Source organism: Streptomyces lushanensis, assembly GCF_001700515.1.
Classification (GTDB): Bacteria; Actinomycetota; Actinomycetes; order Streptomycetales; family Streptomycetaceae; genus Streptomyces; species Streptomyces lushanensis.
Genome location: NZ_MAUD01000239.1, coordinates 1 through 17,494, shown reverse-complemented (window position 1 = coordinate 17,494; position 17,494 = coordinate 1). Strand labels below are relative to the sequence as shown.

16 protein-coding genes and 1 pseudogene are annotated in these 17,494 nt (G+C 68.7%); 3 read left to right on the top strand and 14 right to left on the bottom strand.

All coding sequences use genetic code 11. From position 1 onward, the window contains the following. Together BFF77_RS20240 and BFF77_RS20235 are read right to left on the bottom strand one after the other, a co-directional pair. Nucleotides 1-232: pseudogene (locus BFF77_RS20240) on the bottom strand (glycosyltransferase family 4 protein); the annotation flags it as partial. Between the two features lie 64 nt (nt 233-296). Continuing rightward, nucleotides 297-1,403 carry a DUF3344 domain-containing protein gene (locus BFF77_RS20235; protein ID WP_342671245.1) on the bottom strand — a complete coding sequence of 369 codons (1,107 nt, stop codon included), beginning with the start codon at nt 1,401-1,403 and terminating at the stop codon, nt 297-299. 298 nt (nt 1,404-1,701) lie between these two features. Between BFF77_RS20235 and BFF77_RS20230 the strand changes: the two genes are divergently transcribed. After that, nucleotides 1,702-1,941 (top strand): chaplin, encoded by a 240-nt coding sequence (locus tag BFF77_RS20230; RefSeq protein ID WP_066951883.1) that lies wholly within the window; start codon nt 1,702-1,704, stop codon nt 1,939-1,941. Nucleotides 1,942-2,285: 344 nt separating this feature from the next. Next, the gene (locus BFF77_RS20225) at nt 2,286-2,657 is read left to right on the top strand and encodes a hypothetical protein (RefSeq protein ID WP_066951880.1); all 372 of its coding nucleotides are present in this window, start codon (nt 2,286-2,288) and stop codon (nt 2,655-2,657) included. Nucleotides 2,658-2,795: 138 nt separating this feature from the next. Here the strand turns inward: BFF77_RS20225 and BFF77_RS20220 are convergent, their stop codons facing one another. From BFF77_RS20220 to BFF77_RS35735, 12 genes are all read right to left on the bottom strand, one after another. Beyond that, on the bottom strand, nt 2,796-3,437 hold the full coding sequence (locus BFF77_RS20220) for a vitamin K epoxide reductase family protein (protein WP_066951877.1): 642 nt from the start codon (nt 3,435-3,437) through the stop codon (nt 2,796-2,798). An 8-nt stretch (nt 3,438-3,445) separates the two neighbouring features. After that, the gene (locus BFF77_RS20215; RefSeq protein ID WP_066951874.1) at nt 3,446-3,952 is read right to left on the bottom strand and encodes a DUF5949 family protein; all 507 of its coding nucleotides are present in this window, start codon (nt 3,950-3,952) and stop codon (nt 3,446-3,448) included. Between the two features lie 430 nt (nt 3,953-4,382). Further along, entirely contained in the window at nt 4,383-6,668 is a 2,286-nt protein-coding gene (locus BFF77_RS20210; protein ID WP_079125324.1) for a M20/M25/M40 family metallo-hydrolase, read from the bottom strand. Nucleotides 6,669-7,043: 375 nt separating this feature from the next. Continuing rightward, a complete protein-coding gene (locus tag BFF77_RS20205; RefSeq protein WP_245703606.1) occupies nt 7,044-7,340 on the bottom strand; it encodes a YciI family protein in 297 nt (98 codons plus the stop codon). Between the two features lie 29 nt (nt 7,341-7,369). After that, nucleotides 7,370-8,749, bottom strand: coding sequence for a UDP-glucose dehydrogenase family protein (locus BFF77_RS20200; protein ID WP_211280281.1), 1,380 nt, complete (start codon nt 8,747-8,749; stop codon nt 7,370-7,372). Nucleotides 8,750-8,798: 49 nt separating this feature from the next. After that, nucleotides 8,799-9,731, bottom strand: a complete 933-nt coding sequence (rarD, locus tag BFF77_RS20195; RefSeq protein ID WP_066951868.1) for an EamA family transporter RarD — start codon at nt 9,729-9,731, stop codon at nt 8,799-8,801. Then, complete coding sequence (locus tag BFF77_RS20190) at nt 9,728-10,954, bottom strand: pyridoxal phosphate-dependent aminotransferase (protein ID WP_066951865.1); 1,227 nt, start codon at nt 10,952-10,954, stop codon at nt 9,728-9,730. The genes rarD and BFF77_RS20190 overlap by 4 nt, the downstream gene beginning before the upstream one ends. A 29-nt stretch (nt 10,955-10,983) precedes the next feature. Beyond that, nucleotides 10,984-11,928, bottom strand: a complete 945-nt coding sequence (locus BFF77_RS20185; protein WP_066951862.1) for a UDP-glucuronic acid decarboxylase family protein — start codon at nt 11,926-11,928, stop codon at nt 10,984-10,986. A gap of 73 nt (nt 11,929-12,001) precedes the next feature. After that, the gene (locus tag BFF77_RS20180) at nt 12,002-12,736 is read right to left on the bottom strand and encodes an SDR family NAD(P)-dependent oxidoreductase (protein WP_066951859.1); all 735 of its coding nucleotides are present in this window, start codon (nt 12,734-12,736) and stop codon (nt 12,002-12,004) included. Nucleotides 12,737-12,802: 66 nt separating this feature from the next. Then, nucleotides 12,803-14,242, bottom strand: coding sequence for an FAD-dependent oxidoreductase (locus BFF77_RS20175; protein WP_066951857.1), 1,440 nt, complete (start codon nt 14,240-14,242; stop codon nt 12,803-12,805). Next, nucleotides 14,239-15,498: an aminotransferase class I/II-fold pyridoxal phosphate-dependent enzyme gene (locus BFF77_RS20170; RefSeq protein WP_066951854.1), complete on the bottom strand. Its 1,260-nt coding sequence runs from the start codon at nt 15,496-15,498 to the stop codon at nt 14,239-14,241. The genes BFF77_RS20175 and BFF77_RS20170 overlap by 4 nt, the downstream gene beginning before the upstream one ends. A gap of 570 nt (nt 15,499-16,068) precedes the next feature. After that, the gene (locus BFF77_RS35735) at nt 16,069-16,284 is read right to left on the bottom strand and encodes a DDE-type integrase/transposase/recombinase (RefSeq protein WP_169922691.1); all 216 of its coding nucleotides are present in this window, start codon (nt 16,282-16,284) and stop codon (nt 16,069-16,071) included. On the opposite strand from BFF77_RS35735, the gene BFF77_RS35730 reads away from it, so the two are divergent. After that, nucleotides 16,283-16,753, top strand: coding sequence for a hypothetical protein (locus tag BFF77_RS35730; protein WP_066951852.1), 471 nt, complete (start codon nt 16,283-16,285; stop codon nt 16,751-16,753). The two genes, BFF77_RS35735 and BFF77_RS35730, sit on opposite strands and share 2 nt — an antisense overlap. Nucleotides 16,754-17,494: the final 741 nt, after the last annotated feature.

Sequence of the window (17,494 nt, the reverse complement as noted above, 5' to 3'; positions counted from 1 at the left end):
GCAGTCCCGGCCCGGGACTGCGGCCGGCCCGCCAGACATGGACCTCGGCGCCCCGGCGGGCCGCCGCCTCGGCGAGCGGGCCCTGCGCCGGACAGGCGACGGCGACGCGGACTCCCGCGCCCACCTGGGCGCCGACCAGGTCGAGGACCACACGGGCCACTCCGCCGTCGACCGGCTGAACGAGATGGAGTGCTGTGAAGCCGGTCCCGGAACGGCGCCGTTGTGCCTGCACGCGCAACTCTTTCCACTCGTCACTGAGAAAAGCGAACTCTGGAGCGGGCTGGAGTCGCCCGGCGTCAACTCCGCGCATCCGCCTCTACGAAAAACGCACCCAGCCAGACGGAGTCACGCTTACTGCTGAATCGAACGCTAAGCCGATCACCGCCAGAGACAAAAGCACCACGCAGGTCGAACACGTCCGCGTCATAGCCAAGAGTGTTCGCATAAGAGGGTTGTCTTTTCATCACCGACGCACCGAACTCCGCAATACTGGAATTCATCACATCATCTGATGGATTAGATTTGTTGGAGAGCGTCACCCGCTTGCCGCGATCGGTTTGCGCGGTCAGCGAGTCACCGCGGACTCCGCGGTCCCCGTCGTACGCGACGACTCCCAGCCGTCCGGCCGCGCGCGCCGGCACACGCAGGGGGCCGACGTCGACCTGGGTGCGCGCCCGGACCTGGGTGCGCGCCCGGTGCCCACCGTCCGTGCCGACCGATTCGAATCCGTCCCAGAGCGAGAGATGACGCAGCGGGGCATCGTCCTTCTCATAGGCGACGACCAGGCTCCAGCCGCCCCAGGCACCGACCTCGGAACGCCCCATGGCCACATTGATCTGCGCCACGGTGTACATCCCGGGACCGCTGTTCCTGACGATCGGAGTCACGTCCGCCGATGCCTGGAAGGCGTCCGCGCCGTCGCCCGTACGGTGCCCGATCAGCGAGTCCGCGTGCACCCACTTGTACTGCCCGCCCGGTTCCGCGAACAGCACCTGACCGCTGTCCCCGGCCGGCTTCTGCTCTCCGACCAGCAGATTCCCGCCCCAGTACAGCCGCGCGTAACTGACCCGGGAGCCCGCGGGCAGCCGCAGCCCGGCCCGGGTGGAGTTGTAGGTGTTCCGGTCCTTGTCGACATCCGCGTAGAACATCTCGAAGCGCTGATTGGCCGCGGCGGCACCGGCACGGGCGGACACACAGGACCGCGGGGTTCTCGCCGTCACGGTCCGGCAGGAGACGGCCGAATTGGCCGCCCGCGCGATCCCTCCGTGCTGCACCGCGTGATAGCGCCGCTCGAAGGGAATGCGGGATTCCTCGCCCGCCCCGGCCCCGGTCACGGGTGGGGCGGAAAAGGCCACCGCCGACACCGCGAGAAAGAGCAGGCCGCACACCCAGCCACGTCTCACAGCAAGAACCGCAGAATTCCGCATATGCGCTCTCCGTCTCGAAGACCGAAACAAGAAGGCACCTTTACAGAGGGCGGAGTGAAAATCACGTCAGACGCGCTGAAAGGTGCTGACCGTACAAGAACACTCCGGGGTACGGTCGCCGGGGTACGCCTCGGGCACCGGACCCGGGCGCACTCCTGGGGGAACGTCACTCCTTCGGGTGCGCAACCGATGGCCCAGTCAGGCGTTGATGCATAAGTCGGGCAAACGCGCTCGGCGTTTATGTCATCTCATTACGACCGAGGAGCGCTTCTCCATGTCGCGTATCGCCAAGGCTGTTGTTCTCTCCACCGCGGCTGCCGCCGCTGTCGTCGGCACCTCCGGCGTCGCCTTCGCCGACGCCGACGCGCAGGCCGCGGCTGTCGGCTCCCCGGGCGTTCTGTCCGGCAACGCCATCCAGATTCCGATCCACCTGCCCGTGAACCTCTGCGGCAACACCATTGACGTCATCGGTGTGCTCAACCCGGCCTTCGGGAACGTCTGCGTCAACAACTGACCGGATTCACCGTCCGTCCAAGACGTCACACACGAGAGCCGCTCGTCCCCTCGGGGACGGAGCGGCTCTTCTGCTTTCCGGGCGATCCGTCCCGGAGGACCCGCACCCGGGGAAGGGCCCGCACCGGGATCTTCGCCCTCAACGACGCGGAGGCGCATTCGATACGAGGAACGGCCGGGTCCCCTTCATTCGGGTGGCCCGCCCAGAATTCGCACCGGACGGAGTTTCCGCCGCGCCGAGGAATCGTTACTCATGACGAGGCCGCCTCGGGAAAACTCCCAAGAGGCCTGTGTGAAATGAGAGTTGTTCCGTCATCCGACACCGCCGAGAGAAGGATTCCCGATATGAAGCCCATGAAGATCGCCGCGGTCGTCGCCGGTTCCGTCATGGCCCTGGCCGCCGCCGCCCCGGCCTTCGCCGCCGACGCCCCGCTCACGCCGTCCAGCCTGAACGGCGCTCTGGACGCCGTGGCCGGCAACGGACTGCGTGACGGATCGCCGCTCAAGACCAACGCGCTGGACACGGAGAACGAGGGCTCGGTCATCAACGCGGTGAAGAAGACCACGGACGGGCTGAACAAGAAGAACAAGGGGAAGGGCGCCGGCAAGGGCAAGGGGGCGGGCAAGGGCAAGGGTGCCGCCAAGGCGACGGACAAGGGAGCCGGCGCGATCGCGGGCGCGGGCAAACTGCTCGGCGGGCTCTCGCTCGGCAAGTGACTCCGTAGACCCTCCGTCCTGAGGGCTGTCCCGTAATCGCTGGCGCCCACCATGGATTACGGGACAGCCCTTAGGGCCGCCCCTCGCCGGACCTTGCCGCCGGATGCCGCCGGGCCCGCGAGGGCCCGGACTCCGCGCTCAGCTCGTCCAGAAGTCCCACCAGCGGGTCAGGACGAGCATCCCGATGACGCCGATCCACAGCACCGGCGGCGCCCAGTGGAACTCGCCCAGCACACCCCGCAGACCGGTGGGCGCGGGCAGGATCCGGTGCTCGATGTTGTGCACGGTGACGTAGCAGAACATCACGATGGTGGCGATCCAGGCCAGACAGCACCAGAGGCAGAGCGCGTTGACGCTGTACAGGGACTGGTACTGGAGCCAGGTGCAGAACCCGACGCCGAAGAGCGTGCCCGCGTTCAGCCCGAGCCAGAACCAGCGCCGGTGGCGTGCCCCGGCCAGCAGCCCCACACCGACGGCGATCACCACGGCGTAGGCGGCCAGTCCCAGCATCGGATTCGGGAAGCCGAAGACCGAGGCCTGCTCGCTCTTCATGATGTTGCCGCAGGACACCACGGGATTGAGGCTGCATCCCGGTGTGAAGTCCGGGTCCTCGAGCAGCTTGAACTTGTCCAGGGTGATGACCCACGCGGCCAGCAGGCCGGCGGCGCCGGTGACCACCAGCAGCAGCGCGAACGCCCGGGTGCCACCCCATGCCTCGTCCGCGCCGCCGGCCGTCTCCTCGGCCTCTGAGCCCTGGCCACGGGCCAGTACGGTCGCCATGACGCGCCTCAGCCGCGCAGACTGCTGATCGGTACGAGACAGTGCGCGGCGCCCGCGAGCGTGTCCGCGTCTCCGACAAAGGCGCGCAGCCGCTCCTCGGTCATCGGCCTGCCCGGCGTACCGTCCGCCCAGGGACGGGTGGCGACCAGGAAATAGACCTGTCCGTGCCGGCGCGCGTCCTGCTCCCATTCCGGTGGGACAGGGCATTGCGCGTTCAGATAGGGCATCGTCAGAACGGCCCGCCCGGCCTCCACCAACAGCTTGATCGAGACATGGGGCGCGTCCGCGACATCGATCAGATCACCACCGGGATCCAGCCCGACCTCCTGGAGGACCGCGCGCATCGCCTCCTCCCCGGCCTCAGGACCGCCACGGCCGTCACCGAGCGAATAGGCAAGCAGAAAAGGCGCGTTGCGCTCGCTGTTGGAGGGATCACTGGTCCAGGGAATCACCGAGAGGGTGCCCAGCAAAGACGCATAGTGGGCGCGGCCCGACGCGGTGTTGGCAGAGGTCATGTTCCGGCACAGTAGTGGCCCGTGGAGAAATTCCGTGAGTCCGCGTCACCCAAGTGGGCGAATACAACGGCTTCTTGGGGCCATTACTTCATGAATTTCGTTCCCCAGTACGAGACTTGTCGAATTCCCCGCCCGCGCGGTCACCGACCGGGGCGGAGCCGGCCCATACGTACGCCCCCAACCGGCCCGGACCGCCGCCCGGCAACACGCTCCCGGCCCACCACCCCGGCCACAAGCCCCTCGATCCGCGCCCGGACACACAAAGATCCCGGCCGGGACGATGACCGTCCGACCGGGATCTCATGAACCGCCGTGTTGTGGGTTGTTCACGAGTAGGGGTGACCTGGGGCGATTCGGCACCTTGAAGATCTTTTCCCAAGCCGGTGAAGATCGTTCCCCAGACGTCGTCAGCATGCGCGACGAGCGGCCGTCAGCTCCGGACGCGCAGCCGCGCGAGGAGCTGGTAGATCGTTTCGGTGCCTTGCCGCAGGGCGGCGACGCCGATGTGCTCGTCCGTGCCGTGCATGCGCTTGAGCATGTCCCGGTTGGCCGCGAACGGATAGATGCCGTACACGGGGATGCCGCGCTCGCGGAACGGTACCGCGCTCGTGACCGCCTCGAACTGGCAAGCGGATGCCCGTACGCCCGGGTGGCTCTCCCGTACGGCCTCCTCCCAGGCGCGGAAGACGTCCGTGTCGGTGGTGGAGTCCGGGATGGAGAGGTAGTAGCGGGCCCGGTCCAGCGTCTGCTGTTCGGTCTCTCCCGGATTGCCGACCACCCGCAGCGTGGCCCCCTCCCCGAGGAGCGTGCGCAGCTCGGCGACGACGCGGCCGGGGTCGTCGCCGCCCCCGGGGTGGAACGCGACCCGGAAGTCGGCGGTGGCGGTTCCCGGCACGATGCTGATGTAGTAGCCCGCGCTGGTCGCGGTGAAGGCGGCGGTGGTGCGCAGCATGGCGTTGTGCAGTTCCGGGGTCCGGCTGAGCCGGATCACGTCGTCGCCGGCCCGGTCCCGTTCCCGCTCGGTCCGGGCGTCGAGCATCCGGCGGACGGCCGAGGCGAAGACCGGGTCGGTGGTGGCCTGGGCGAGTTCGGCGAAGTACTGGCGTGACAGCGCGTTGGGACGGATGTGCGCGCGCCAGGCGCCCAGCCGCTCCAGCGCCTTACCCAGCCGGATGACGGCCTGCCCGGCGAACGGCTTGGAGGTGTGGGTGGCGTACGAGGTGGCCTCCAGCCGCAGCCCCATGAAGCGCCGGTCGTTGCAGGTGAGCGAGGCGATCATGGGGGTGGTGCCGTCGCGCTGGTTGAGCAGCCAGCCGCCCTCGGTGAGGACCACACCGGGGTCGACCTTGTCCGGGTGCTCGCTGAGGAACCAGCGCACCCCGTGGGGCCCCTGCTCCTCGTCGCAGTCGGACCAGAAGACGATCTCGCGGTCGAAGCGCGCCCCTTCCCGCACATGGCGCAGCAGAGCCGCGGCGAAGGCCGCGTTGACGCCCTTCATGTCGAGCGCGCCCCGGCCGTACAGCTTGCCGTCCTCGATGTGTCCGGCGAACGGCTCCACGGTCCAGGCGTCCCCGATGGCGGGCACCACGTCACTGTGCCCCAGGAAGAGCAGCGGCTTCTTCTGCGCGGGACCACTGCCGGGGACACGCGCGAAGAAGTGGACGTTGTCCTCCTTCGGCGTCGGCACCATCTCGGTGGGGACGCCGGCCGCCTCGAAGACGCCCTGGAGCATGCTGGCGTAGGGCAGGGTGACCGCGCCGTCACCGGGGTTGGCGGTGTTCTGCCGGATCATCGCGACGGCGAGCGCCACCGGATCGGTGGGATCACCGTCGAAGGAGTCCGAGGAGGCGGACGCGGCCCCCGCCCGAGGCGCGGCCGCCGCTCCGGCGCCCGTGGACAGCACGGTGCCGACGGCCACCGTGGCCCCGGCCCCGAGCACCGCGCGGCGGCTCGGGCGGGGGGCGCGGGAGCCCACGAGGCCGGAGCCGTCCGCGCCGCGGTCGTCCAGACAGGCCGAGATGACCGCTGCGGGACACGCTCGATGGACGTCGTGGCCCCCCTCGACGCCGAGCACGGCGCGGTCGCCGGTGCTCCAGTCGGTCCACGCGCGTACCGCCGCCCGCGGCACGCGCGTGTCGCAGGTGGCCCACACCGCGCGCAGGCCGACCGCGAGCGCGGGCGCCCGGCGGCCGTCGTAGCCGCCGATCAGGCGCAGGTCGGCGAGGAGCGGAGACAGCGGCGCGTCCGCCCGGCCGGGCCCGGCCGGCGGTTCCGGGTCGGTGGCCCCGGGCGCGGCGGTGGGGACCCCGGCGCCGTCGGCGGGCGCCGCCCCGGCGCCGCCGTGGAACTCCCCGGGCGCCCGCCCGGCAACCGCGCACAGCCGTGCCACCGGCACCCCGGCGTCCAGCAGACGACGGCACGTCTCGTACGCCGATAACGCCCCCAGGCCGACGCCAATCAGCACCAGCCGCCGTCGCGCGGCGACCGCGCGGAGGGCGGCGGCCACGGCGTCCGCGTACTTCGCCATGTCGGTGACGGGTCGTTCGTCAGCCCTGGAGCCCCGGCCGGGCGGCGTGACCACGGCGAGCGCGGTGCCCTCGGGGAGGGCTTCGCGCCAGCCCGCGAAGGCCGAGCCGTCGGCGCCGGCGGGCGGAAAGCAGACCGCTAGGGTGTCGGCCGACTCCGCGTTGTGGATGCTCAGCCAGGGGACTCTCATACCTGTTCCTCCTTCGCGCCCCTCGGCACGGCGGCGCGGGCGCTCTGACGGGGGTCTTGCACCGACTTCTACAACTCCCGTCGGCTACACAGCGTGTGCCATTGGAAGAGCCCGATCGACTACGAACACGACTACTGGGCCAGCTTCACCGAGGAGCTGGCTGCATAGGAAGGTCTCCACAGTTCGAGGGGATTGACACAACTGCCTGCGGTGCGGCTGCCAGGGACCGAGGCTTCTTCTTCCCCATGCTCTCCATGATGGACATCCTCCTGGTGCAGAACCCCTGATCTCGGATGTCCGTCAAAGCGGATGAAGCCCGGAGTGAAGTTGCTCCGGTTCGGCGTGGCCGACCGCCACCGAGACGACAGTGCCATGTCATGTGTTTCCGCGGAGGAAGGCGTCGCCGACCCGCACGCGGACGATTTCGACGCGGCGCCATACGTCCGAGACGGCGTACGGTTCGATGGCCAGCCACGCGTCCAGTTCGGCACGCGACGGGAAGTCGAGGATCAGAACTGAGCCGATCATCCTGCCGTCGTCGTCGACGATCGCCGAGCCGTGGAGCATCCGCCCCTCGGCGGTGAGTTTCGCTCCCAGTTCCAGATGGCGTTCGCGGACCGCGAGCCGCCGGTCCTGCGCACCGGGGTCGGTGCCGTCGTACCCCGTGACCATGAACTGCACCGTGCCTCCTGTCCGGGTGGTTACGGGCGGCCGAGTGCCCGGAACGTCCAGCCGGCGGCACGCCACCGGGCCGCATCCAGGGCATTGCGGCCGTCGACGATCCGCTGCCGTGCCACCGTGCCGCTCAGCTCAGCGGGGTCGATGTCCCGGAACTCCGCCCACTCGGTGAGGTGCAGTACCGCGTCGGCCCGGTAGGCCGCCTTGCCGACCGAGTCGGCGAAGGCCAGCGCCGGGAACGCCTTGCGCGCGTTGTCCGTCGCCTTGGGGTCGTAGACGGTCACCTCGGCGCCCTCGCACTGGACCCGGTCGGCCACCGCGAGCGCCGGCGAGTCGCGGATGTCGTCGGAGTCGGGTTTGAAGGCCGCGCCGAGCACAGCGATCCGCCGCCCCCGGAAGGCCCCGCCAACGAGTTCCCTGGCCAGGTCGGCCACTGCGGCGCGCCGCCGCAGATTGACCTCGTCCACTTCGCGCAGGAACCGCACGGCCGGGCCGACGCCCAGTTCCTCGGCCCGCGCCATGAACGCGCGGATGTCCTTGGGCAGGCAGCCCCCGCCGAAGCCGACCCCTGAGCGCAGGAACCGGCCGCCGATTCGCGGGTCGTACGAGAGCGCCTCCGCCAGCCGCGTCACGTCCGCCCCGGCCACTTCGCACACCTCGGCCATGGCGTTGATGAACGAGATCTTCGTCGCCAGGAACGAGTTGGCCGCGACCTTGACCAACTCCGCGGTGGCCAGGTCGGCGACCACCAGGGGCACCGGTTCGGAGCCGTCCCGCGGGTCGAGCAGCGGCGTGTAGACCTCGCGCAGCAGCCGCTCGGCCCGGTCCGACGCGACACCGAGGACCAGCCGGTCCGGCCGTAGGGTGTCCTGCACCGCGAAGCCCTCGCGCAGGAACTCCGGGTTCCAGGCCACTTCGGCGTCCTGCCCGGCGGGGGCCAGCTCCGCGAGCCGGGACGCCAGCCGTTCGGCCGTGCCGACCGGCACGGTGGACTTGCCCACCAGCAGGCACGGACGTCTCAGGTGGGGGCCTATCCCTTCCACGACGGCGTCCACGTAGGCCAGGTCGGCGCCCGGCCCGTCGGCGCGCTGCGGGGTGCCCACGCAGGAGAAGTGCACCTCGGCGAAGTCGGCCACCTCCTCGTACGAGGTGGTGAACCGCAACCGCCCCGAGGCGAGCTGCTCGCGCAGGAGCGGTTCGAGTCCGGGTTCGTAGAACGGGAGCCGTCCCGCCGACAGAGCCGTGACCTTCTCGGTGTCCACGTCCATGCCCAGCGTCTCGAACCCGAGCGCGGCCATGCAGACCGCGTGGGTGGCCCCGAGATATCCGGTGCCGATCACGGAGATACGGCGCTCGGGGGGTATCAGCGGCGCCGGAGCGCCGGAGTCGGTTGCGTTCCTCATGGCAGAACTCCTCGGCAGAGTCTCACTGTTCGGGGCGGGTGCGGGCACGTCAGCCGACCTGCCGCCCCCTCGCGACGGGCGCGGTCGCGGCAGCCGCCTTCTCCGCGGACCGCCTGCGCAGCCCGTCCGCGCTCAGCAGTCCGAGGGCGATCCAGATCAGGACGAATCCGCTCCAGCGTGAGGCGGGCATCGTCTCGTGGAACAGCAGGACACCGATCAGCAGTTGCAGCACCGGAGTGAGGTACTGCAGCAGTCCGATCGTGGTGAGGGGGATCCGCCGGGCGGCGGCGGCGAACAGCAGCAGCGGGCTCGCGACCGTCACCCCGCCCACGGCGAGCAGCACCGGGTGCCACGGAGCGTCGTCCGTGAACGTTCCGTGCCCGGTGGACACGTAGACGGCGAGGCCGGCCGCGGCCACCGGGCCCAGGGCGAGCGACTCGGTGGTCAGTCCGGCGAGCGCACCAACGTCTCCGCCCACCTGCTTCTTGATCAGCCCGTAGAGGGCGAACGAGCCGGCCAGGATGAGCGCGATCCACGGCGGCCGGCCGTAGTCGACCGTGAGGACGGCCACGGACAGCACGCCGAGGGACACCGCCGCCCATTGCAGGGGCCGCAGCCGCTCGCGCAGGACAAGCACCGCGAGGGCCACGGTGACCAGGGGGTTGACGAAGTATCCGAGCGACGCCTCGATGACGTGGCCGGAGTTGACGGCGTAGACGTAGCAGCCGGAGTTGATCGCTAGCACGCCGGCCGCCGCTGCCAGGGTCACCACCCGCCGCCGGTCCCAGAGCAGCGTGCGCAGTTCGCGCGCTGCTCCGGAGACCGTGGTGATCACCAGGCACAGCGGGAGGGTCCACACCAGCCGGTGCAGGAGGATCTCCAGGGTGCTGGAGCTCTCCAGGAGCCGGAAGTACAGCGGGAACAGGCCCCAGAGGGTGTAGGCGGCGACCCCGAACAGGAGCCCTTGGCGGGAGGGGTTCATGTCGCCGCGTACTCGCTTTCCCCCGCTGTCGCGAGGGCGGTGCGGGGACGGAAGCGGCTGATCCGCCGGCATGCCTCCTCAAGGACGTCGTCGTCCTTGGCGAAGCAGAACCGCAGCAGCCCTTCGCCGGTCGTGCCCTGGTAGAAGGCGCTGCCCGGCACCGATGCGACGCCGCCGTCCTCCAGGAGCGCCATCGCGGCGTCGCGGGCGGTGGCGAAACCCCAGTCGGTGACGTCGGCGAGGACGTAGTACGCGCCGTCGGGGACGATGGGCGACATCCCGGCCTTGGTCAGCGCGTCGCACAGCGTGTCCCGTTTGCGCTGGTAGTCGGAGGCCATGCGGGCGAAGTACGTGGGCGGCAGGGCGAAGCCCGCCAGGACGCCGTGCTGGAGGGGGTTGGGCGCGCACACGTAGTACAGGTCGTTGACCAGGGCGATCGCCTGGGACAGGGGTTCGGGTGCCAGGGTGTAGCCGAGCCGCCAGCCGGTGATGCTGAACGTCTTCGACAGCCCCATGACGGTGACCGAGCGGGACCACAGGCCGCCCACGGAGGCCGGGGAGATGTGCGGGCGGCCGTCGTAGCGGATGTACTCGTAGATCTCGTCGCTGATGACGAGCAGATCCCGTTCGTGGGCGACCCGCGCGACCGCCTCCAGTTCGGCCCGGCTGAACATCTTGCCGCTGGGGTTGGAGGGCGTGCACACCACGACGGCGCGGGTGTTGGGGCGCAGCGCAGCCCGCAGCGCCTGTTCGGTGAGGGTGAACTCCGGTGGTGCCAGGGTGAGGAACTGCGGTTCGAGCCCGGCGATGACCGCGCCGTTGACGTGGTAGCCGTAGTACGGCTCCATGATCAGGATGCCGTCGCCGGGGTTGAGGAGCGCGTTGAGGGCCGCGGCGTATCCGCCGGTCGCGCCCGCCGTGACGACGATCTCGCCGTCGGGCCGGGCCTGGATGCCGTTATCGCGCGCCACCTTCTCCGCGATGGCGTGGCGCAGGGCGAGGTGGCCCTCGGGGTAGGTGTAGATGCTCTCGTTGCGGTCGATGGCCGCCTTGGCCGCGTCGGCGACGGCCGGCGGGGTCGGCAGGTCGCAGATCCCCTGGCCGAGGTTGATGGCCCCGGCCTGGTCGCTGGCCCGGCTCATCCGGCGGATGTCGGACTGGGCGAGGCCGCGCAGGCGGTCCGCGACGAAGTTCGTCGTCGTGGGGTGGTTTCTTTGCGTCATCAGGAGGTCCCCTGGTGTACCGGGAGGAGTTAGGTGGCGGGCACGCTGGCGAAGTGGGCGATGGTGCGGCGCAGCCCCTCCTCCAGGTCGATCTTCGGTTCCCAGCCGAGCAGGGCGCAGGCCCGGGAGATGTCGGGGCGGCGGCGTGTCGGATCGTCCTCGGGGAGCGGATGGAAGGCCAGCTGCGACGACGAACCGGTGAGCCGCTTGATCTCCCGGGCGATGCGCTCGACGGTCGTCTCCTGCGGGTTGCCCAGGTTGACCGGCTCGGCGCCGGTGTCGGTGTCGGTGGCCATGAGGCGGACGATGGCCTCGACGAGGTCGTCGACGTAGCAGAAGGACCTGGTCTGGCTGCCGTCGCCGTAGATGGTGAGGGGCTCGCCGCGCAGCGCCTGCACGGTGAAGTTCGACACGACCCGGCCGTCGTTCTCGTGCATGCGCGGCCCGTAGGTGTTGAAGATCCGCCCCAGCCGGACGTCCACGCCGTACTGCCGGGCGAAGCTCACCGCGAGCGCCTCCGCGCAGCGCTTGCCCTCGTCGTAGCAGGCCCGGACGCCGATGGGGTTGACGTGCCCCCAGTAGTCCTCCTGCTGGGGGTGCACCTCGGGGTCGCCGTACACCTCGGAGGTGGAGGCGATGAACAGCCGGGCGCCGGTCTCGCGCGCCAGCTCCAGGGCGTTCAGGGTGCCTTCCACACAGGTTCTGATGGTGCGCACCGGGTTCCGCTGGTAGTGCACGGGCGAAGCCGGGCAGGCGAGGTGGTAGATCTCGTCGATCTCCATGTGGAAGGGTTCGGCGACGTCGTGCCGCATGAACTCGAAGCGGGGGTGCTCCAGCAGGTGACCGATGTTGCGCCGCCGCCCGGTGAAGAGATTGTCCAGGCAGACGACCTCGTGGCCGTCGTCGAGAAGCCGTTCGCAGAGGTGTGACCCGATGAAGCCGGCCCCACCCGTGACAAGAACGCGCTTGTACATGAGGGGTTGACCTTTCACCACGCAATGAAGTGACGGGGCAGTCAAGTGAGACCGAGCGCCGCAGGCGGTACGGCTACCGCATGAAGAGGCCGCCGTTGCAGTCGATCGTTTCTCCGGTGACGAAGGTGCTGTCGATCAGGTACTCGACGGTGCGGGCGACGTCCTCCACCGTGCCGGTCCGCTTCAGCGGGGTGTTCTCGATGAACTGCTTCATCTTCTCCGCGGAGGTGACGCGCTCGTGGAAGCGGGTGTCGATGATTCCGGGCGACACCGCGTTGACCCGGATGTGCGGGGCCAGCTCGTTGGCGGCGCCCCGGGTGAAGGCGTCCATGGCGGCCTTGGAGGCCCCGTAGGCGGTCGCGGTCGGTGCTCCGTGGCGCATGGCGATCGAGGTCATGTTGATGACACACGGGTGGCTGCCCTTGCGCAGCAGCGGGGTGCACAGACCGGTCAGCCGCATCGCCGAGAACGTGTTCAGCGCGAACGTGGCGGCGAGGTGGTCCCAGGCCAGGTTGTCCACCAACTGCCGCTCGATCATTCCGCCCGCGTTGTTGACCAGGACGTCCAGGATGTCGGTGTGCTTTGCGATCTCCTCGAACAGCGCCGTACAGCCCACGTCCGAGGTCAGGTCGGCCTCGACGACATCGACCCCGGCGCTCACCGGCGCGAGTTCTTCCTGCAGGGCGAGGACGTCCGTCTTCGACGTGTGGTACTGCAGGATGAGCCGGTTTCCGGGGGCCAGCCGCCGTGCGGTCGCCGCCCCGATGCCCATTCCGGCACCCGTGATCACAATGGTCTTCTTCAGCATGTATTCATCCACTTCCACGAGGTCACGGCCTCGCTCTCGTGCTGAGGGGATGGATGGCGTCCGCTGCTACGCCGACCCGAAGGCGACGCGCTGGGCACCCGGGGGGTAAGTAAAGTCCGGGAACCTCAGGGCGAGTTCCTCGGGAACGCTCATGTTGATGGCGTGCTTCTTCGCCTGCGCGGTCAGCAGTTCCGGCTTCCGGGCCCAGTCGGGCACCGTCTCCCAGCAGGTCCTCGTCGCGCCGGCCAGGATCTCCCGGACCTCGTCCGGCGTCACATTGCCCGCGGTCCGCGAGTGCTCCAGGGCCAGCGCCAGTTCCTTCTTGGCGTTGACGGCGCACATCGTCCACTTGGGCAGCACGGTCATCGTGGCGCCGGGGTGGACCCCGAAGACGCCGATGTTCCGCCGCATCCGCGAGTCCGAGACCGTGTTGATGGCGACCTTGAGGTAAGTCCCCAGGATCTTCGACCTGCGCAGCTCCGGATAGAACTCCCGCAGCCGGTTCAGTGTCCGCTCGGCGCGCTCCTGCATCTCCGGGTGGCCCTCGGCCAGGTAGCGCGCGTACTCGGCCGGGGATTCGCAGGAGTCCGGGTCCATCACGACGTTCGTCACATGCGCGGCCGGCGGGTGGTAGATCATCGCGACGTGCTCGTTGAGCGGGCTGAGCATGCCGCCGTAGGAGTCCTCCAGCTTCAGGCAGGTGAAGTTCTTGTCCGTGCCGTCGGGGAGGTCGACGTAGAGGATCTCCCGCAGGGCCATGAACAGCCGCGGGAACTCGATCTCCGGGTTGAGCCGCTTGGCCATCCCGAAGGCGTGCGTCGCGCCGCAGAGGCTGACCTGGTCGGCGACCAGCGTGTGGGAGGTCCCGTCGGCCGCCGTGTAGCCCACGTCGTACCGGCCGTCGGCGCGGCGGCTCACCGATGCCACGCTGCTGCCTTCGCGGAAGTCGACCCCGCACTGTCGCAGTTCCCAGTCGAGCACGGTGGACACGAGCACCGGATTCATCCCCCGCTGGGGGGTGAGGAAGCCGGCCGCCACGTCGTTGACGCCCTCGACGGCCGGAACCTCGCGGCAGATGACCGACGGCTCGCCGAAGACGGCGTTCACCGGATCCTCCTCGCACCGCTGGGCGTAGTGCGAGCGGATGACGTCCATGTTGGCGCGGCACTGGCCGACGATGTCGTGGCCGTCGTCCATCATGCTCTGGGACGCGATGATGCGGCTGTAGGTCTTGCCGCCGTAGATCAGCTCGGGGAAGAACCGTTCATTCTCTATGCGGCCGTCCAGGCAGTCCCGTGCGCTCTGCGGATCGAAGGGGTACTCGGCGCCGCTGTGGTTCTCACTGACGATGTTGCTGGTCCGAGTGCACACGGGGTACGTGCCCTCGGAGCGCGCCCGCTGCTCCTCCAGGACGACGACTTCGTACCCCGCGCGGCTGCGGGTGATCGCGGCGAGACAGCCGGCGATCCCCGCCCCAACTACCACATGGAGTTCCTTGCGCTTCATAACTCGCCCTCCAGGTCTGTGACGGTCGCGTACTTGGCCTGCACGTCCCTCAGTGCGGCGGCCACCCCGCGGATGTCGTCCTCCGTGTGGTTGGCAGCGATGCACAGCCTCAGCTGTGCGGACTTGCGCCGGACGATGGGGAAGAAGACGACGGAGGCGAAGTAGCCCGCGTCGAGCAGTTCCTCACCGGCCTTGAGGGCGTTCTCCTCGTCCCCGATCGGGACCATCCGGATGGGGCTGAACGGCAGGGGCCGCCCCATGAGTTCGTCGAACAGCGCCACCCGCTCGCGCAGGGTCCGCTGTAGCGGGGCGATCGCCCCCTCGTGATGCAGCTCCACCACGGCCCGACACGCGTAGACCGCCTGGAAGGTCTGCGCCGCGGAGAACGCGTAGACCTGGCCGTAGGAGCGGATAAGGCGCTCCCGCCACTCGCCCTGGACGAGGAGGCCGCCGCCGTAGGCACCGAATCCCTTCGAGAGCGAGTAAGTGAGGATGACACGGTCGGGAACGTCGCCTTTGATCTGGCTGAGGAACTGTCCCTCGCCCCGCTCCCCGAAGATGCCGAGGCCGTGCGCGTCGTCGACGTAGAGGAAGAAGTCCAGTTCCTCCGCCATGTCGAGGAGTTCGCGGGCGGGGCAGAGCCCGCCCATCGAGTAGATGCCGTCGGCCACGTACACCGCTGTCTCGCCCCGTGCCCGCGCCGCGGTCACCTGTCGCCTGAGGTCCTCGAGCGAATTGTGCGGGACCGACTCGACCGTCGCTTCCGCGGCCAGCACCGGCTTCAGATACTGCATGGACGAGTGGGCGAACTGGTCGAAGATCAGGCACGCCTTCCGCGTCGCACCCTCCTCGAAAAGCACACCGCTGGCGAGCAGCGGCATCAGGGAGATGTGGGCGGTGGTCGTCGAGGGGAAGGTGATGGCGCGGCCCCGGTACAGCTCCGACAACTCCTCTTCGAGCAGTCGCTGCGGCTCGAAGGAGAAGCGCGAACGGGCGCAGCAGAAATTCATTCCCCACTCGTCGTCCACCGACTTCGACGCCGCGATGACCCGGGGGTGGAGGTCGAGGCCCAGATAGGAGCAGTTCACGAACTCGACCACGTCCCGGCCGTCCGGGAGGAATACGCTCTTGCCTTTGCGTCCGGTGATGCTGACCTGCATCAGGTTGCTGCCGACCGCGCGCTCGTACTGGGCGGACGACTCCTTGATGACGAAGGGGGTGTTCCTGAGCCGGGTCGGTTTGGAAGGTGCTGTCATATCGACCTCGCTAATAGTCGGATGCTACTGTGCGTGACGAGAAGCGGCACCGGCACATCGCACGTTCCGGCGGAACGCGGGACATGCGTAGGCCTGAGAGTTGACACTCCGGTACGCCCCGGATCCGGGGCAGATTATTATCCGCGAAATCCGGGAAGGTATGATCACACCGAAAACACGCGGCGTCGGCCGACGTGGAGGTAGACATTAGGTGGATCGGCGGCATTCAGAAACCAACGCAGAACCGAAGCCGTCCCGAAACGGAATTCATCAGCAAAAGTACTCGAATCTGCTCGCCAGCGTGACACTCTGGCGCTCCCCCTCCCTGTAGCGCTTAAATTCAGAACCTAACAGTGACACGAGTCGTGGGGCAACAACGCCCTAAAGTATGGCCTATTCATGTCCACCCTCCCTCGGTTTCTTGGCTGCTCAGACGCAACCCCCATGTACCGCCTCGTGGCGCTATCTGGAACTGGCCAGATTTCATTGTTGTCACCGGACCACCACCGTGAAGGTTCCGCCGCAGTAAATCCGGAATTTAGTACTCAGGTTGAACTCGTAGAGGCATTGTCAACTTGAGCTGGCGGTCGTGGGGCTGGGGTGATCGTCGGGTTTGATGACGCCGCGCACGTCTGCGCCACGGGTCGTCGCGGCCATGTGCAGGGCAGCGACGACCAGTTCGGCATCGTGGCGTGCCCCCGTCGCGTAGCCCAGCAGACGCCGGGAGAAGAGGTCGACAACCGTGGCCAAGTACAGCTTGCCCTCACCGGTTTCGATCTCCGTCATGTCCCCGCACCAGACCAGGTCGGGTGCCTCGGCGGTGAAGTCGCGGCGCACGAAGTCCGGGGCGACCGGCCGCTTCCCCGGCCGGGTCGGCCCCCGCCGTCTGCGTACCTTCCGCTTCCTCGATTGCCCACCCTGGCTGCGGCTTGCGTCGGGCCAGGTGTTCCGGCCGGATTGGTGGCCGGTTCTCACGGACACGCACCGGCCCCAGGCGCTGGTCGCTTCCGTCGTGACCATGGCGAAGACGTCCAGCGGCCCGGTCGACTGGGCGATGCGGCTGGTGCTGGGGTTGTACGCGCTCGTCAGCGTCCCGCTGTACCTGTGGTTCCTGCACCACATGGGCAGGCCCAGCGCGGCGAGGCTCCCACTGCTAGCGCTTGCTGAGCGCAACGAAGAGGTCTTCGACCAGACTTGGTTCTCTCATGAAGTGAGCCTTGAGCGAGCTTCAGTTATCGCTTGCGGTCTTTGCTGAACAGCTCGTGCGATCTTGGGATTCTGATCTCTACCGTGTGGTGAGGCCCAGGTACGTCGCCAGGCCCGCTGGTGGTGCGGACGGGATTCGGAGGCTGATCGTGGCCGCGTACTTCGAGCTTTTGGCCCGAGAGGAGTCGGCCGTGCGTGAGCGCCTATCCGATCTACACGAGGAGCTCGGGCGAATCCGTGAGCAGATCGGGGAGGCTGATGAGCGGTTGCATCGGCTGATCATCACGCGGGAAACTCTGGAATCTTTCGCCACGAACCCCCAGTCCTCGCAGGCTCCCATGGGCCCTGGCACCCGCACGAGCCGCTGGCCGCGACAGTCGCTTCAACGCCGACGCCTGAGAAGCCCCCGCATGAGACAGGGACTGAATCGCCGTCGGAGTCTAGGCGCCCGCTCGCGTGGGAGGAGGGACGGAGGCGGGTGCTTGTTGGCCAGTGCGGGGCAAGCGATGAAGGTCCGGGAGATCGCTGCGGCGATCGGGGAGGACGTCTCCACCCCGGCGAGGGTTGAGACAACTCGTGCCCGTCTGAAGAAGCTTGCAGAGGAGGGTCACGTAGTCGAAGGTCCAGTTGGCTGGTTCGCCATCAACGCGGCCCGTGCCATCGTTGGCGGAGGGGAGCGCCCTAGCGAAGGTTGACGCAGACTTCCGCACCACCCGGTGAGGGCAGGTGGCGGGAGAAGGGTCGGCACCGCCGTAGCTGTCCAGGCCCTCGGCGGTGCCGACCCTTCTCC

What these genes read in the sequence shown, in the direction of transcription:
- BFF77_RS20220 (WP_066951877.1), bottom strand. Translation starts at nt 3,437, where the DNA reads ATGGCGACCGTACTGGCCCGTGGCCAGGGCTCAGAGGCCGAGGAGACG.
- BFF77_RS20215 (WP_066951874.1), bottom strand. Translation starts at nt 3,952, where the DNA reads ATGACCTCTGCCAACACCGCGTCGGGCCGCGCCCACTATGCGTCTTTG.
- BFF77_RS20205 (WP_245703606.1), bottom strand. Translation starts at nt 7,340, where the DNA reads ATGGTCACGGGGTACGACGGCACCGACCCCGGTGCGCAGGACCGGCGG.
- BFF77_RS20175 (WP_066951857.1), bottom strand. Translation starts at nt 14,242, where the DNA reads ATGAAGCGCAAGGAACTCCATGTGGTAGTTGGGGCGGGGATCGCCGGC.
- BFF77_RS20230 (WP_066951883.1), top strand. Translation starts at nt 1,702, where the DNA reads ATGTCGCGTATCGCCAAGGCTGTTGTTCTCTCCACCGCGGCTGCCGCC.
- BFF77_RS20180 (WP_066951859.1), bottom strand. Translation starts at nt 12,736, where the DNA reads ATGCTGAAGAAGACCATTGTGATCACGGGTGCCGGAATGGGCATCGGG.
- BFF77_RS20190 (WP_066951865.1), bottom strand. Translation starts at nt 10,954, where the DNA reads ATGACGCAAAGAAACCACCCCACGACGACGAACTTCGTCGCGGACCGC.
- BFF77_RS20225 (WP_066951880.1), top strand. Translation starts at nt 2,286, where the DNA reads ATGAAGCCCATGAAGATCGCCGCGGTCGTCGCCGGTTCCGTCATGGCC.
- BFF77_RS20200 (WP_211280281.1), bottom strand. Translation starts at nt 8,749, where the DNA reads ATGAGGAACGCAACCGACTCCGGCGCTCCGGCGCCGCTGATACCCCCC.
- BFF77_RS20185 (WP_066951862.1), bottom strand. Translation starts at nt 11,928, where the DNA reads ATGTACAAGCGCGTTCTTGTCACGGGTGGGGCCGGCTTCATCGGGTCA.
- BFF77_RS20210 (WP_079125324.1), bottom strand. Translation starts at nt 6,668, where the DNA reads ATGAGAGTCCCCTGGCTGAGCATCCACAACGCGGAGTCGGCCGACACC.
- rarD (WP_066951868.1), bottom strand. Translation starts at nt 9,731, where the DNA reads ATGAACCCCTCCCGCCAAGGGCTCCTGTTCGGGGTCGCCGCCTACACC.
- BFF77_RS35730 (WP_066951852.1), top strand. Translation starts at nt 16,283, where the DNA reads ATGTCCCCGCACCAGACCAGGTCGGGTGCCTCGGCGGTGAAGTCGCGG.
- BFF77_RS20170 (WP_066951854.1), bottom strand. Translation starts at nt 15,498, where the DNA reads ATGACAGCACCTTCCAAACCGACCCGGCTCAGGAACACCCCCTTCGTC.
- BFF77_RS35735 (WP_169922691.1), bottom strand. Translation starts at nt 16,284, where the DNA reads ATGACGGAGATCGAAACCGGTGAGGGCAAGCTGTACTTGGCCACGGTT.